Genomic DNA, 15,168 nt, shown 5'->3' with positions numbered 1-15,168 from the left:
GCTCAGAATGTCAGCACAACATCATAATCAACCAACTTCTCACGGATTGTTTCTGCGGGTATCACTTCCGTATCCAGAACAAAACGATTGATTGAGCTTAACCCACGCATCATAAGGTCTTCCTGGCACAAATAACATTCTTCAATATCGTACAAAGGCAACACCTTAAAAGTAGCGATATAGTTTCTGGCAAGGATTTTGTCAGGCTGCTGATTCGGTAGTAGTTGGAGTACGCCGTCAGAAATAAAAAATACGCCTATCTTTTCTGTTAATGCCGAAGTTGCCAGCAATGCGTCTAAACCTTCTCTACCCCCTGCGTCGCCATGAGGCGCTTTAGTGAAGACAAAAGCAATTTTTTTCATTTTCGCCTCTCAGAATTGCACTACACGGTCGCAAGTCAACATAGCCTCAGCCAGTGTTCCCAATCCACTTAATTCAAACCCTTCAGCCAGGTTCGCTACCGGTAAATTCAACTCATTCGCCTGCTGAGCATCAAGAACACCACGACGCAGGGCAGCGGCAATACAAATATGCATGCCAAACCGATGCTCCTTTGCCATCACTTGCCATGCAGTAACCAAGTTAAACTCATCACCGGCTGGTGCAGTCAACTGATTGCCGTTATAAACCCCTTCCCGATAAAAAAATACGGTATTAAGTTTATGCCCCATCGTAATCAAGGCTTGCGCGAATTGGTAAGCGCTGCTGGCTTGCTGGGCGCCATATGTAGGCCCCGTCACCAGCAGACAATAAGACAACGAAGACATTACCGCTCAGGCCCTAAACATTCACCATTTTTAAACTGACGAATATAGAGATAAACAGTATGTTTAGAAATATTTAAACGCTCAGCAACCTGATTGATTGCATCTTTAATATCAAAAATGCCTTTCTCATAGAGATTCAAAACCACCTGCCTATTCTTGGCATTATTGGATACACTGCGATCAATATTGACTTCTTCAATAGTATATTCCAGCGTTTGCGCGACCAAATCATCCACGGATGAGGCAAAATTTACATTTGGCGCGACATCATGTGTTTCTTCTGGAATAAATGTCTGAATAATTTCAGAGAAAGGAACATCAAGATTCATATTAATGCACAGGAGGCCGATCACTCGGCGATTCCGATTGCGGATCGCAATCGTGACTGATTTCATCAATGAACCGCTTTTCGCGCGAGTAAAATAGGCTTTGGACGCACTACAATCTTCGTCTGTAATATCATGCAGCATGCGCAACGCAAGATCAGTAATAGGTGAACCTATTTTACGACCTGTATGTTCTCCGTTAGCTATTCTGACGGCTGAACATTTAAGATCTTCCAATGAGTGAAGGACAATCTCGCAATGCCCACCAATCAGCATAGCCAAGCCATCAACCGCGGCTTCATAAGATTTTAAAATTTCGTGGTCCGTTTCAGTAAACGGTTGGTTTTCCAGTAAATCGACATCACTGATATCACCAGATAATAACGGGTTAGACATTCAATACACCATCCTTCAAACGCAGACAAGGTCTTGCTAAAAACACAACGTGATAAACCTATAAAAATTTCTTGTGAAAACTCAATTGTTGCAGCTTAACAGAGATCCTAATCAAAGATCTTTGCATTCACATGAAATATTGACGTTAAAACCACATGACATCATCGTCAAGCCATTGCAGCTCAGACATTTGGTCTCTATCACAGCTTTCAGTAACAAAAAACCGTTGACAGAATCTCTACCAACGGTTTTATCCGTATTGATCAAAGATATTTAGCGGACAGCTTACTTAGCTTTGGTATCCGCTTTAATATCCAACAACTCAATATCAAATACTAATGTAGAATTTGCAGGAATACCCGGCAGATCCGCTTTACCATAAGCCAGCTCTGGTGGAATAACCAGTTTAATTTTTCCACCTTTTTTCACATTCTGTAAACCTTCTGTCCAACCTGGAATAACGCCATCCAGGCGAATAGAAAGCGGCTCATTACGCTTATAGGAACTATCGAACTCTTTACCATCAATCAATGTTCCCCGGTAGTTCACAACTATCGTGTCGCTTGCCACAGGTTTCTTACCACTGCCGTCCTTCTCTATTTTATACAAAAGGCCGGTTTTGCTCTTAACGACGCCTTTTTCCTTAGCAAATTCTTCACGATATTTAGCGCCTTTAGCTTCATTTTCGCGAGCTTCTTTTTCCATCTTAGCTTCAGCGGCAGACTTCACTTTCCCTTCAAATGCACGCAGCGTATTTTCAATTTCGCTGTCAGTCAGTTTGCTTTTGTTATTAAAAGCATCCTGCACACCCGATAACAATTGATCTTTATCCAATGGGATACCCAGAGATTTCTGTTCTTTCAGGGTGTTTTGCATATAACGCCCTAAAGATGCACCCAGAGCATAAGCATTTTGCTGATCTTCTGTTTTAAATGCGCTGTTCAATTCTGTGCTACTCTGACTCTCCGCTTTAGCCGCCAACACCTGAGGGGCGCTGAAAGCCATCGCTAATGTGGTAGCAAGCAGGGTAACTTTAAACAATGATTTCATCTGTTTCTCCAATAGCTTTGGGGGATTTTACCGTCAGCAAAAGTTATGCAATCAAGTCACTATAACTGCCTACAGGAGCACAACACAATATTTGTTGAACACAATGTTTGTTGAACATAATGTTTATTGAACACAATATTTGATGTTTTAGTGCCCCAAACCTATTAGGACAACACAAATGGCAAGAGGTTTCATAATAACCGCATTTCACAGAATATTCTGGGCATAGTAGGCTACTCTTAATTAATATGGGGCATTTAACACTGGCAATACAGGGCCTGAAATGGGAGGAGATCATGGATCTGTCAGAATTTGAGCAACGGCTTGAACATTTGGAAAGTCGAATTGCCTTTCAAGATATAACTATCGAAGAATTAAATCAGGTAGTAACTGAGCAACAAAGGGAGATCGCCAGATTAAAAGAGCATTTGCGGTTGATGACAGAACGATTAAAAGCCACTCAACCCTCAATGGTCGCTTCACCATCTGAGGAGACGCCTCCGCCTCATTACTAGAAAAACATTAAATTACAATAAATCAGGGCAAGCATCGAAACTGAATTCTCCGAACTTGCCCCGCTTTTTTAAATATTAAAATGCACTATCCGCTTTAGCTTATCAGTGACAACTGCCGCCACCGCAACATCCGTGCCCTTCATCATGATGGTGATGATGACCGTCGTCATGACCATGACCACCACAGCAACCTCCCTCGCCATGCTCGTGACCATGAGCGCCATGAACATGACCATGAGCCAATTCTTCTTCAGTCGCTTCACGAATGGCAATGACTTCAACATTGAATTTCAGATTCTGACCCGCCAGCATATGGTTACCATCAACCACAACATGCTCATCTTCAACCGCTGTAATTTCTACGGGTACTGGCCCCATATCGGTATCAGCCAGGAAACGCATGCCAACTTCCAGCTCATCAACACCAACAAAGACATCTTTTGGCACACGCTGAACCAGATTGTCATCATACTGACCATAGGCGTCATCAGCCTGTACGCTAACATCAAAACTCTCACCAGCCTCACGGCCTTCTAGCGCCTTTTCCAAACCGCTAATCAATGAACCACGGCCATGCAGATAGTCCAACGGCGCACTCGCTGGTGACTCATCAACTAAAACACCCTCTTCTGTTCTTACTTGATAAGCCAGGCTGACTACCAAGTCTTTTGCTACTTTCATGACATCTCCTACCCGTGGGTCTAAAAATTTTTACCGATTGTAGCGGAATTTTCAGTCTCTGTACTCACTCGCGCTAATATTCACATAATTATTGTGGGGTAAAAATACCAATAACCTGCTCTTGCTTTCTGACATGAGAGGTCACTTTCTCATCAGTCTGGCGTTGTTGGTGACCACAATGGACACATTCCACCACATCCACCTGATCTTCTTGCCACATTGCTAGTGTGTCCTGAGAGTGACATTCTGGGCAGACAGCACCAGCAATAAATCTTTTACGACTTACTGACATGATTTGCTCCGCTATTATTCATGTATTCATGCTCATTCCAACCATCCGGTTGGCGGCGTTCATTGAGCATTTCCCGTTCGAACAACTCTTCCAGTTCCCGTCGCGCCTCTTTTATACGAGATATGTGAGCCACATCACCCTGTAGCTGCGGCATAAGTTCTCTCAGCATCCGCATATCTAACCGCTGGAAATGTTGTTTTGCACGATTAGCTTTATGCGGATGCATTCCTAATTCGACTAAGGTTTTACGTCCTAGCTCCAGAGCACTGGAAAAAGTTTCACGGGTGAAATTTGTTACTCCATTTTGCAGCAGTTCATGCGCTTCCAGGCGTCCTCTGGCCCGCGCCATGATATGCAGATTCGGGAAATGTTTCTGGCATAAATGAACGATCATCATGGTATCTTCCGGCTCATTACAAGTGATGACTATCGCTTTGGCTTTATCCGCACCCGCCGAACGTAGCAACTCCAATTCAGCCGCGTCACCATAATAAACTTTATAGCCATAACGCCGCATAGTACTCACAGCGCTGACATCACGCTCTAACACCGTTATACGGATTTTATTCACCATCAGAAGACGACCGATTACCTGTCCGAACCGGCCGAAGCCCACTAAAATCACCTGCGGATCATCATTTTCCACAAAGGGCTGTTCATCAGTCTCCTCTTGGGCATTAAAACGGCGTGCCAGAATAGCATCTATCAATTGCATGACAAGCGGCGTTGTCATCATCGATATTGTCACCACGACCAGCAGCAAAGCCATCTGCCCGCTGTTAAGCACATTCTGGCTCAGCGCGGCGGAAAACAGAACAAAGGCGAATTCTCCCCCCTGACTGAGTACGCCGGAAAATTGCAGACAGGATGAACCCCGTAAGCCAGCGCTCATTGCGATAAGATAAAGAACAATGCCTTTCACAATCACCAAAACCAGCACACCAAGTAACACTTCGGGCAAATGTATCAGTAACACCCCCAAATTCAGCGACATACCGACCGAAATAAAAAACAGCCCCAACAGTAATCCTTTGAACGGTTCTATGGATATCTCCAGTTCATGGCGATATTCACTATCTGCCAATAATACTCCGGCGATAAAGGTTCCCAGCGCCATAGAAAAACCGAGCGCCTCCATAAACAACGCCGAACTGAGTACCACCAGTAACGCCGCCGCCGTAAATAACTCACTAACTCCAGCTCTAACAACCAAACGAAACAGAGGACGTAACAGATAACGGCCACCGAGCAACATGCCAGCAAAAGCAGCAATTTTTAATGCTATTCGATACCAGTCGCCGGATGCCGTTCCGCCGGCCAACAGCGGAATCAACGCCAAAGCCGGAATTACCGCCATATCTTGAAATAGCAAAACCGAGAAACCAAGCTGCCCGCCTTCATTGCGGTTCATCCCCTTCTCTTTCATGAGTTGCAGGGCCATTGCCGTTGAGGACATCGCCATGCCGATACCACCAATAACCGCCGCTTGCCATGAAAAATCGGTCAGATAAAGCAGCACCGCCAGCACACTCGCCGTGAAAATAACTTGAGCCGCACCGACACCAAAAATAGATCGCCTGAGTTGCCAGAGTTTAGCCGGATTAAGTTCAAGCCCGATGATAAACATCAGGAAAACAATCCCCAACTCAGAGAAATGAAGAATATCATCAACATCCCTGATAAAGCTCAGCCCCCACGGCCCCAGGACAATCCCTGCCAACAAATAACCTAATACGGCCCCAATCTTACATTTCTGTGCGATTGGCACTGCCACAACGGCAGCGAATAAAAACAATACACTGGCGCTCAATTGCGCTGAATGCTCCATAACTTATAGCCCTCCTAATGACAATGGCGATTTGAGCCATTCACGATAATCATTAGCATGGATGGCGAGAAGTTCAGGTTTTTGACGGCGTGCCCAATAAACAATAATTGGTGATAACCAATGCATACGACACATCGCCGCGGTGAGTTCAAAAGGACGAAGGATCTCTTCCATTGGATAGAGATTATACCCATCGGCCCGGAACGTGCTTTCCGGTTCCCCTGTAGTAATCACTGAACGCCAATATTTTCCCTGTAATGCCAATCCGGTAATACCACTGGCAAACCCCCGAGTCAGTACACGATCCATCCACTCCTTTAATAAAGCGGGACAACTGTAGGTATACAGTGGGTGTTGAAAAACAATCACCTGATGTTCTCGAAGCAGTTGTTGCTCATAATGAACATCAATAAAAAAATCTGGATAAGCTCCATATAAGTCGTGAACCGTAACATGCTCTAAACCCTGCACAGGTTGTAACAAAACACGATTTGCTACTGAATCCTGTGGCTCAGGATGGGCATACAGCAGCAGGACTTTTGGCGGCTGTAACATCGTTCCCTCCTCAAGAACGTGTCAGGACACGTATTTTCCGTTAACATGCATACAAAGTTATAAAATAAGACTCTTAATCTGTTACTGCTAATTTAACATATTTTATACAAACGATACTTATGATTGTTTTCTCTTCATTACAAATTCGTCGCGGAACCCGTGTCTTGCTGGATAATGCCGGCGCCACTATCAATCCCGGACAGAAAGTGGGTCTGGTAGGGAAAAATGGCTGTGGCAAATCTACCCTACTTGCATTATTAAAAAAGGAGCTTCAAGCGGAAGCCGGCACATTCACTTTTCCCAGTAACTGGGCGCTGTCTTGGGTGAATCAAGAAACGCCCGCCCTAGAAATACCGGCTCTGGAGTATGTTATTGATGGTGATCGTGAATTCCGCCAACTGGAACAACAACTGCGGATAGCCAATGAAAAAAATGACGGCAATCTGATTGCTCACCTGCATAGTCAACTGGACACGGTTCAAGCCTGGACAATCCGTTCAAGAGCATCAAGTTTGTTGCACGGCTTAGGTTTCTCTCAGGAACAACTTGATCAACCGGTACGTGCATTTTCCGGTGGATGGCGCATGCGCCTCAATCTAGCTCAGGCGCTACTCTGCCGTTCCGACTTGCTGTTGCTTGACGAACCGACTAACCACCTTGATTTGGACGCGGTTATCTGGTTGGAAAAATGGCTGAAAAGCTACCCCGGAACATTAATCCTTATCTCCCATGATCGGGATTTTCTCGACCCGATTGCCGATAAGATTCTCCATATAGAGCAACAGTCTCTGTTTGAGTACAGCGGCAACTACTCATCTTTCGAGCGCCAACGCGCGACCAAACTGGCGCAACAACAGGCCCTTTATAAAAGTCAGCAAGAGAAAGTCGCCCATCTGCAAAGTTATATTGACCGTTTCCGAGCCAAGGCCAGCAAAGCCAAACAGGCTCAGAGCCGTATCAAGATGTTAGAACGGATGGAGCTGATCGCCCCTGCCCACGTTGATAACCCGTTTCATTTCAGTTTCCGTAAACCAGAGAGTCTGCCCAACCCACTCCTGAAAATGGAAAAAGTCAGCGCAGGCTATGGTGAACGGACTGTTTTAAACTCCATCAAACTGAATCTGGTTCCCGGCTCTCGCATTGGTCTGCTTGGCCGTAATGGCGCGGGTAAATCCACGTTGATTAAACTGTTGGCTGGAGAACTGCAATCTCAGAGTGGAACCGTAGAATTAGCTAAAGGGATCAAACTGGGGTATTTCGCCCAGCATCAACTGGAATATTTGCGTGCTGATGAATCACCATTACAACATCTAGTCCGTATTGCGCCACAGGAAACAGAACAGCAACTTAGAGATTATCTGGGGGGCTTTGGTTTCAAAGGCGATCAAGTGACTGACCCAAGTGGACGTTTCTCCGGGGGAGAAAAAGCGCGTTTGGTTTTGGCATTAATGGTCTGGCAACGCCCTAACCTTCTATTACTTGATGAACCAACAAACCATCTCGACTTGGATATGCGTCAAGCACTGACAGAAGCTTTGATCGACTTTGACGGTGCATTGGTTGTAGTTTCCCATGACCGACATCTATTACGTTCAACAACAGATGAGTTGTATTTAGTTCACGATGGCCGGGTAGAATCGTTCAATGGCGACTTAGAAGATTATCAACAATGGCTGACAGATCAACAACGTCAACAAAATCAGCAACTACGTGAAAACAACGACAAGGAAAAAGAGTCATCCAGCCAAAGCGCTCAGGAAAGAAAAGATCAAAAGCGGCGTCAAGCTGATTTCCGTAATCAAACGCAACCATTGCGCAAACAGCTTACTGATCTAGAAAAACAGATGGAGAAACTGGGTAACGAGATAGTTGCACTAGAAAACCAACTTTCAGACAGCGCTATTTATGATAGCAGCCGTAAAACCGAATTGACTGAATACCTGCAAAAACAAAATCAGACCAAATCAAAACTGGAAGAAATTGAATTAGCATGGATGGAAATTCAGGAACAACTTGAAAAAATGACGCAAGAGTTTGAAGGATAAATGATTTCATAAATTATCATTCAATAAAAATAGAGCGGAGAAAATAATCCGCTTTATTTTTCGATAATAGTCATATTATTTCATTTAAAACAGCAATAGATAAATCCAACCATAATACTCCATATAGACTTCATCTTTATCCAAAATAATATCACCGTACAATTTCAATATAATCACTCCCTATATAAATAACAGCTATCTTTCTTATTCACATATTATCGATTAATGAAGAGAATAATTCCGCTTCACTTACCAACTCATAATCGATAACAGGACTCCATAAGATACCAAAGTCAATCTCCATATCAGTTTTCAACACCTCTAATGAATCCAGATATTGTGATGGAATTGAGCGAATAACTTTTTCCGGCACTAAAGAAAAACCATTGCGTTTAATGATCAACTCAATCATGACCATAATATCATTAGTTCTTAACATTAAATTCATATTATTATTATAAATAGAAAATGTATTAATACCATCGGTAAAATCAAACGATATATTACTCTCACCAGTATCAACAAGGTTATATAATGATACTATTTCCTTATTTAACTCAGCAAAATTCTGATTCCAATCACTGCCTTTTTTAAAAAGATAAACGAGTTTTTCAGTAAAAATCTTCCTTGGCATAAGTGATGAAGTTAACGGTAAAGGAACAATGGCGATATGTAATAGACCTGAGTTTAATAGATTCATTTGCTGCTCAAATGTCAGCCCCGTCATTAGCACAAGTACCACCTTTTCCTTACTACCTAGAAAAAGCCGCTCTTCCATTTTCCCGGAATCATAAATAGGAAAACAAGAGCTAACATAGAGGTAATGTGGCGAATCATATTGCAAATCATGACTAACCTGAGTCTGAAACTGCTCAAAATGACCTAATAACTTCTGAGCACTCTCAAAGGTCTTTTGCCCAAAATCAGTCAATCTAGTACCATTCGGCCCTCTGGAAAACAAAGAAGCCCCAAATTCTTCTTCCAGCGCATTAATTTTCTTAGTCAACCCAGGTTGTGAAATATGTAGTATTTGAGAAGCCTGATGATAATTAAGTGTTTCAGCCAACACGATAAAAGCTTTGAGATTACGTATATCCATATCTCCACCATTCGGGTTTATCTTTCAAACTTTGCTTGCGTTATTATTTCAACAATAGACTAAATGACTTAGACTTAACTGAAATTAATTAAATAGAGATTAAACAACAATTATAAGATGATCAATTAATTTATTATAAAAATGTTGATAAAAATTTATTTATACCATAATTCCTTTCTACTCCTTGAGGTAAATGACTAAATAATCCATCTAAATTAAACGCTTTAAAATATAATGAATTTTACGCTTTTTAGGTGTTTTACCTATAGCAATCCCTATACATCCTGTGACATACATTCGCTACTACACAAGGTAGATAAATATATCTGGTGAATATCATTATGAAAACATCGCTATTAGCCTTAATTTTTAAATAACACAGGCAAAATCAGCGATAATATGGAGGTATTTATTATCTATAAATGATGATATATCATAAAATAAGCAATTATAGATAAATCACTATTTGATTCTTATTTTTTCAATAAACAATAATAAAATCACATCGTATAAAAATACGCCTATATAACCAAACTAATATTAATCATACAGTTTAATATCTTTTACATAGGTATTAGGAGATTTCCATGATATTCTTGGACATACCAAATAACCATCACTTTTTAACTTATAATGCACATACAAAGATGTAGGAAAACTTAAAACAATTGAAACAAGAGCTATCGAACAAAAATACTTGTTAAAGCTATCATGATGTTTTGGATAACGACCAACCACATTAACAAAAACAATAAAAACTATATAATATAAAACCAAAGGAAAAGAAAAAAATGTCATAAAAACACTGCTTGAAAATGTTATTTTATCATCCATTAAAACCAACGAAATCAAATATTCACTTACTATAAACATAGAAAACGACATTAAAGCCAATATTAAAATTGCGCAAATAATACGTATTATTTTATTATTTAACATATCTCCCCCAGTTATTAAGGAATTGATTGAAATCAAACTTAATAATATCAATCACATAGCTTCATATCTTTCACATAGGTATTAGGCGACATCCAAGATATTCTTGGGCATACCAAATAGTTATCACTTTTCAGTTTATAATTCACATAGAAAGATATAGGAAAACTTAGAAAAATTGAGGAAAGAGCTATTACAGCCGAATATCTTATATAGATCTCATGATGTTTAGGATAACGACCAGTTATATTAATAAAAACAACTAAGATCATAAGATATGAAAGAAAAGGGAAAGAAAAAAATATCATAAAAACACTACCTGAGAACGTTATTTTCTCATCCATTTTAACTAAAGAAATTAAATTTTCTCCTGTCAAAAATAAACATGATGACGCTAAAACAAGAATAGCAATGGCGATAATTATATGTATAACTTTTTTCTTATTTTCCATAACTCCCCCAGTTATTAAGGAATTGATTGAAGTTAAATACGACAATATCAATCACATAGCTTCATATCTTTCACATAAGTATTCGGCGACATCCAAGATATTCTTGGACATACCAAATAGTCATCACTTTTTAACTTATAATGCACATACAAAGATGTAGGAAAACTTAAAAAAAGTGAAATAATGGCTATCGTTCCAAAGTACTTATTAAAACTATCATGATACTTAGGATAGCGACCAGTTATACTGACAAAAATAATAAAGAAGAAAGAATAAAAAAGCAGAGGAGAAAAAAATAATATAATAATAACACTACTTGAGAATGTTATTTTCTCATCCATTTTGACTAAAGAAACTAAATTTCCCCCTGCCAAAAAGACAGCGAATAACGTCAAAATAAAAATAGCAAGAGTACCGATAATACGTATAATCTTTTTTTTATTTTCCATACTGCCCCCGATTATGAAGAAATTGATTGAAGTCAAATACAACAATATCAATCACATAGCTTCATATCTTTCACATAAGTATTAGGCGACGTCCAGGAAATTCTTGGACATACCAAATAGTTATCACTTTTCAGTTTATAGTCCACATAGAAGGAGACGGGAAAGCTCAAAAAAACTGAAACAATCGCTATCACAAATAAATATTTTGCACAGGTATCATAGTGTTTTGGATAACGCTTTGCGAAAGAAAGATAAACAGCCGAAACCACAAAATAAACAATAAAAGGGAATGAAAAAAAGAATATCATAACATTACCTGAAAATGTTATTTTTCCATCCATTAAAATCAACGAAAGCAAATATTCACTTACTATATACATAGAAAACGACATCAAAGACAATATGAAAATCGCGCAAATAATGTGTATTATTTTTCTTTTACTATCCACAACCATATCACTCATATCAATCACATAACTTCATATCTTTCACATAGGTATTAGGCGACATCCAAGATATTCTTGGACATACCAAATAGCCATCACTTTTTAATTTATAATGCACATAGAAAGATATGGGGAAACTTAAAAAAAGTGCAACAATAGCTATCGAAAAAAAACATTTAACAAATTTATCATTATGCTTTGGATAATGATCAGTCACAGTAAAAAAAATAATAAGAAATGTAGTATAAGAAATCAAAGGAAAAGAAAAAAATATTATAAAAACATTACTTGAGAATGTTATTTCCTCATCCATCTCAACTAAAGAAATTAGATTCCCCCCTGTTAAAAAGAGTCCTAATGATGCTAAAATAAAAATAGCAAGAGCACCGAGGATCTGTATAGCCTTTTTTTTATTTCCCATACCCCCCCAGTTATTAAGGAATTGGTTGAAGTCAAATACAACAATATCAATCACATAGCTTCATATCTTTCACATAAGTATTCGGAGACGACCAAGATATTCTTGGACATACCAAATAACCATCACTTCTTAACTTATAATCCACATAGAAAGATATGGGAAAACTTAAAAAAAGTGAAATAATGGCCATCGTTCCAAAATATTTATTAAAGCCATCATGATACTTAGGATAATGACCAGTAATAATGACGAAAATAATAAAGAATAAAGAATAAAGAACCAAAGGAGAAAAAAAGAATATAATAATAACACGACTTGAGAATATTATTCTCTCATCCATTTTAACTAAAGAGACTAAATTTTCCCCTGTCAAAAAAAAAGTGCATGACGTTATAATGAAAATAAAAATAACGAAGATGATATGTATAACCTTTTTTTTATTTCCCATAACTTCCCCAGTTATTAAGGAATTGATTGAAGTCAAATACAAAAATATCAATCACATAACTTCATATCTTTCACATAGGTATTAGGCGACATCCAAGATATTCTTGGACATACCAAATAGTTATCACCTTTTAACTTATAATGCACATAGAAAGAGGTAGGAAAACTTAAAACAATTGAAACAATAGCTATCGAACAAAGATATTTAACAAAATTATCATGATACTTTGGATAATGACCAGTCACAGTAAAAAAAATAATCAAAAATGTAGCATAAGAGATCAAAGGAAAAGAAAAAAATATTATAAAAACACCACCTGAGAATGTTATTTTCTCACTCATCCTAACTAAAGAAATTAAATTTTCTCCTGTCAAAAAGAAAGCAAATAACATCAAAATAAAAATAGCAAGAGCGCCGATAATATGGATAATCTTCTTTTTACTTCCCATAATTCCCCCAGCTATTAAGGAATTGATTGAAATTAGCTTCTGGAGTTCTTGGTTTTCTCTCCATTTCCTTTCTGATTAAATTAATAACAGTTTCGCTAATATTAAATTTTTTATCCACAATATCAAGTAAATATGTCATTCCAAAACCTACAATAAACACAACAGCAGCCACAAAAATTACGCTAGCACCAGCGGCAAATGTGAGCGCTATCAAAGACCCAATAGTCCAAGAAACAAAAGCTGCTACTACCGTCTTAGCCAGATCTACCGCAATATTACCTAGAAAATCAGCCAGTGAGTATTCATCCTTAAACATAAGTTCAACCGTTCGATAAGCCGCGGAAAAGAATATACTAAACTTCATTCCTTTAACTATGCCGCTATTCAGTCCTTGCTGCCCAATCCCCATAGATATCACCTTCATATTAGAAGCTTTGTATCTTGAAGCAGTGATGATCTTTCTAACTCCCGCATAACCTGATATTTTAATATATCTGTTTCCATCTTTACCCACATACTCTGTGGCTTTAATTCCTAATGTTTTAAACTCACCTATAACATTAAAGAGATCAAAAGAATCATGTATGTTACCTGCATAAGGTGATATGGGATCGGTAATCTCAAATATCTTCTTTATAAATGGACTTTTTGTCTTCGGAGAATCAAGCTCCTCCAGAACATCTTTCGCCTCTTCTAACGAGAGTAACGCAATATAGGTTGTATTCTCTCTTAACTGCTTTTCAAGACCAATGGCATCAAAGAATTCATGCTGAGGTTTTAATTGGTTAACCCCAACCTGACCTCTCAGGAAATCCCCCATATAGCCCTCTGGCGAGGGGTTGTATTTTTTATATGTCATTGTGAAACCCTTTTAATATTCTTACTGCCTATCCCAATAAGACTATTGGGATAGGCACTTTAAAATCAAAAATCATCACATCAGTGCTTAACCGCCGGAGCTTCCATTTCCAATTTGAGTGAAAGGACGCGGCCATCTGAAGTCTTCATATCAATCGCACTGGCTTGAGTTGACAATAATAGCTGAAAACACTGCATCATCATCATTGCCAGTTTTTCCTCTGGGATTAACGGACTATTCATTAATACGTCGGTGAGCTGTTGTAATAACTGTTGTCTATCTCTATCGTTCATACGGCTAATCCCATTAACAATTAAAGGTTCAAATACCGCACTATATTACATAAGAAATAGGCCATGTCGACCATATAATAGCAAAAAATTAAACGACCGTAGAATACCAACAGTTAAGTTCCTGTATAGCAATACAAAAATAACAGCTGATGTTTAAGCGTGAAAGTAATAAATACATCATCAAGCAAATGAGTTTTTTCTTATATCACTATTTCTATCCTTTAAGAAAAAAACCAACATTGAACTCTTAATTTCTTTATATTTTAGTGGTAAGGTCGTACCTTGACAGCCTAAACATATCGTTCTAGGTAACTTAAATAAAGAATTTGCATGGTAATCGCTTATGTCACATATAATCTATTTATCGTTAAATGGTAAGAATCAAGGTTTAATTTCTGCCGGTTGTTCAACGCTAGACTCTATAGGGAACCGATATCAAAATGGGCACGAAGATCAAATACAAATATTGAGTTTAAAGCACTCGATAGCTCGCCAACAACATGTCGATCATCACCCTATACAATTTCTCAAGCCAATAGATAAATCATCCCCGCTGTTAGCCTCCGCAATATCGTCAAACGAGCTAATCAATGCGATTTTCTTCTTTTATAGAACAAATCTGGCTGGGCAATTAGAACTTTTCTATGAGGTCAAATTAACAGAAGCGAGTATTACTGATATTGCTTGCGTTTACCCGCACTCAATAAATGATCATGAAGTGATGCCGTACGAAAAAGTCTTTCTCAAATATAGATCCATATCCTGGAGTCACATAACCGCCGGCACATCTGCCTATAGCATATGGGATGATAGAATTTATTGAAAATAAACCGAGTTAAGCGTATACAAATATATATGCTT

Annotated in this window: 21 protein-coding genes; 3 read left to right on the top strand and 18 right to left on the bottom strand. The window is 38.9% G+C overall.

Features of this window, described 5'->3' with window-relative positions; translation table 11 throughout:
- Positions 1-2: 2 nt before the first annotated feature.
- The 4 genes from tusC to fkpA form a co-directional block, all read right to left on the bottom strand.
- Positions 3-362 carry a sulfurtransferase complex subunit TusC gene (tusC, locus tag Phpb_RS06800; protein ID WP_065389699.1) on the bottom strand — a complete coding sequence of 120 codons (360 nt, stop codon included), beginning with the start codon at positions 360-362 and terminating at the stop codon, positions 3-5.
- 9 nt (positions 363-371) lie between these two features.
- Complete coding sequence (gene tusD / locus Phpb_RS06795) at positions 372-767, bottom strand: sulfurtransferase complex subunit TusD (RefSeq protein WP_065389698.1); 396 nt, start codon at positions 765-767, stop codon at positions 372-374.
- Positions 767-1,489 (bottom strand): helix-turn-helix transcriptional regulator, encoded by a 723-nt coding sequence (locus Phpb_RS06790; RefSeq protein WP_036779966.1) that lies wholly within the window; start codon positions 1,487-1,489, stop codon positions 767-769. The genes tusD and Phpb_RS06790 overlap by 1 nt, the downstream gene beginning before the upstream one ends.
- Before the next feature lie 285 nt (positions 1,490-1,774).
- Entirely contained in the window at positions 1,775-2,539 is a 765-nt protein-coding gene (fkpA, locus tag Phpb_RS06785; RefSeq protein ID WP_065389697.1) for an FKBP-type peptidyl-prolyl cis-trans isomerase, read from the bottom strand.
- Between the two features lie 296 nt (positions 2,540-2,835).
- Here fkpA and Phpb_RS06780 point away from each other — a divergent pair, with 296 nt between their 5' ends.
- Positions 2,836-3,054, top strand: coding sequence for a protein SlyX (locus Phpb_RS06780; protein ID WP_036779968.1), 219 nt, complete (start codon positions 2,836-2,838; stop codon positions 3,052-3,054).
- A 102-nt stretch (positions 3,055-3,156) separates the two neighbouring features.
- Here Phpb_RS06780 and slyD read toward each other — a convergent pair whose 3' ends face one another.
- The 4 genes from slyD to kefG form a co-directional block, all read right to left on the bottom strand.
- On the bottom strand, positions 3,157-3,735 hold the full coding sequence (gene slyD, locus Phpb_RS06775) for a peptidylprolyl isomerase (protein ID WP_036813525.1): 579 nt from the start codon (positions 3,733-3,735) through the stop codon (positions 3,157-3,159).
- Positions 3,736-3,823: 88 nt separating this feature from the next.
- The gene (locus Phpb_RS06770; protein WP_036813523.1) at positions 3,824-4,027 is read right to left on the bottom strand and encodes a YheV family putative zinc ribbon protein; all 204 of its coding nucleotides are present in this window, start codon (positions 4,025-4,027) and stop codon (positions 3,824-3,826) included.
- Positions 4,011-5,855, bottom strand: a complete 1,845-nt coding sequence (gene kefB / locus Phpb_RS06765) for a glutathione-regulated potassium-efflux system protein KefB (protein ID WP_065389696.1) — start codon at positions 5,853-5,855, stop codon at positions 4,011-4,013. The genes Phpb_RS06770 and kefB overlap by 17 nt, the downstream gene beginning before the upstream one ends.
- 3 nt (positions 5,856-5,858) lie before the next feature.
- Positions 5,859-6,410, bottom strand: coding sequence for a glutathione-regulated potassium-efflux system ancillary protein KefG (kefG, locus tag Phpb_RS06760; protein WP_036813521.1), 552 nt, complete (start codon positions 6,408-6,410; stop codon positions 5,859-5,861).
- Positions 6,411-6,529: 119 nt separating this feature from the next.
- Here kefG and Phpb_RS06755 point away from each other — a divergent pair, with 119 nt between their 5' ends.
- Positions 6,530-8,455 (top strand): ABC transporter ATP-binding protein, encoded by a 1,926-nt coding sequence (locus tag Phpb_RS06755; RefSeq protein WP_065389695.1) that lies wholly within the window; start codon positions 6,530-6,532, stop codon positions 8,453-8,455.
- A gap of 208 nt (positions 8,456-8,663) precedes the next feature.
- On the opposite strand, the gene Phpb_RS06750 is transcribed toward Phpb_RS06755, so the two are convergent.
- The 10 genes from Phpb_RS06750 to Phpb_RS06705 all read right to left on the bottom strand — a co-directional run bounded on the left by Phpb_RS06750 (position 8,664) and on the right by Phpb_RS06705 (position 14,307).
- Positions 8,664-9,554: a LysR family transcriptional regulator gene (locus Phpb_RS06750; RefSeq protein WP_065389694.1), complete on the bottom strand. Its 891-nt coding sequence runs from the start codon at positions 9,552-9,554 to the stop codon at positions 8,664-8,666.
- A gap of 540 nt (positions 9,555-10,094) precedes the next feature.
- Complete coding sequence (locus Phpb_RS06745) at positions 10,095-10,493, bottom strand: DUF1240 domain-containing protein (protein ID WP_065389693.1); 399 nt, start codon at positions 10,491-10,493, stop codon at positions 10,095-10,097.
- Between the two features lie 47 nt (positions 10,494-10,540).
- On the bottom strand, positions 10,541-10,942 hold the full coding sequence (locus Phpb_RS06740) for a DUF1240 domain-containing protein (RefSeq protein ID WP_065389692.1): 402 nt from the start codon (positions 10,940-10,942) through the stop codon (positions 10,541-10,543).
- Positions 10,943-10,989: 47 nt separating this feature from the next.
- Entirely contained in the window at positions 10,990-11,391 is a 402-nt protein-coding gene (locus tag Phpb_RS06735; protein ID WP_065389691.1) for a DUF1240 domain-containing protein, read from the bottom strand.
- 47 nt (positions 11,392-11,438) lie between these two features.
- Positions 11,439-11,699, bottom strand: a complete 261-nt coding sequence (locus tag Phpb_RS27370) for a DUF1240 domain-containing protein (RefSeq protein ID WP_338046864.1) — start codon at positions 11,697-11,699, stop codon at positions 11,439-11,441.
- Between the two features lie 157 nt (positions 11,700-11,856).
- Complete coding sequence (locus tag Phpb_RS06725) at positions 11,857-12,258, bottom strand: DUF1240 domain-containing protein (protein ID WP_065389757.1); 402 nt, start codon at positions 12,256-12,258, stop codon at positions 11,857-11,859.
- 46 nt (positions 12,259-12,304) lie between these two features.
- Positions 12,305-12,598, bottom strand: coding sequence for a DUF1240 domain-containing protein (locus Phpb_RS06720; RefSeq protein ID WP_338046863.1), 294 nt, complete (start codon positions 12,596-12,598; stop codon positions 12,305-12,307).
- A 155-nt stretch (positions 12,599-12,753) separates the two neighbouring features.
- Positions 12,754-13,155, bottom strand: coding sequence for a DUF1240 domain-containing protein (locus tag Phpb_RS06715; protein WP_065389689.1), 402 nt, complete (start codon positions 13,153-13,155; stop codon positions 12,754-12,756).
- The gene (locus tag Phpb_RS06710; protein ID WP_075489409.1) at positions 13,145-14,014 is read right to left on the bottom strand and encodes a hypothetical protein; all 870 of its coding nucleotides are present in this window, start codon (positions 14,012-14,014) and stop codon (positions 13,145-13,147) included. The genes Phpb_RS06715 and Phpb_RS06710 overlap by 11 nt, the downstream gene beginning before the upstream one ends.
- 80 nt (positions 14,015-14,094) lie before the next feature.
- Entirely contained in the window at positions 14,095-14,307 is a 213-nt protein-coding gene (locus tag Phpb_RS06705) for a hypothetical protein (RefSeq protein WP_036780271.1), read from the bottom strand.
- Positions 14,308-14,650: 343 nt separating this feature from the next.
- Here Phpb_RS06705 and Phpb_RS06700 point away from each other — a divergent pair, with 343 nt between their 5' ends.
- Complete coding sequence (locus Phpb_RS06700) at positions 14,651-15,130, top strand: Hcp family type VI secretion system effector (RefSeq protein WP_065389688.1); 480 nt, start codon at positions 14,651-14,653, stop codon at positions 15,128-15,130.
- The last annotated feature ends 38 nt before the right edge of the window (positions 15,131-15,168 follow it).

Source organism: Photorhabdus namnaonensis (assembly GCF_001684335.1).
GTDB classification, from domain to species: Bacteria; Pseudomonadota; Gammaproteobacteria; order Enterobacterales; family Enterobacteriaceae; genus Photorhabdus; species Photorhabdus namnaonensis.
Note: the sequence above shows the minus strand (reverse complement) of the source record. Positions and strands in the feature narration are given on the sequence as shown.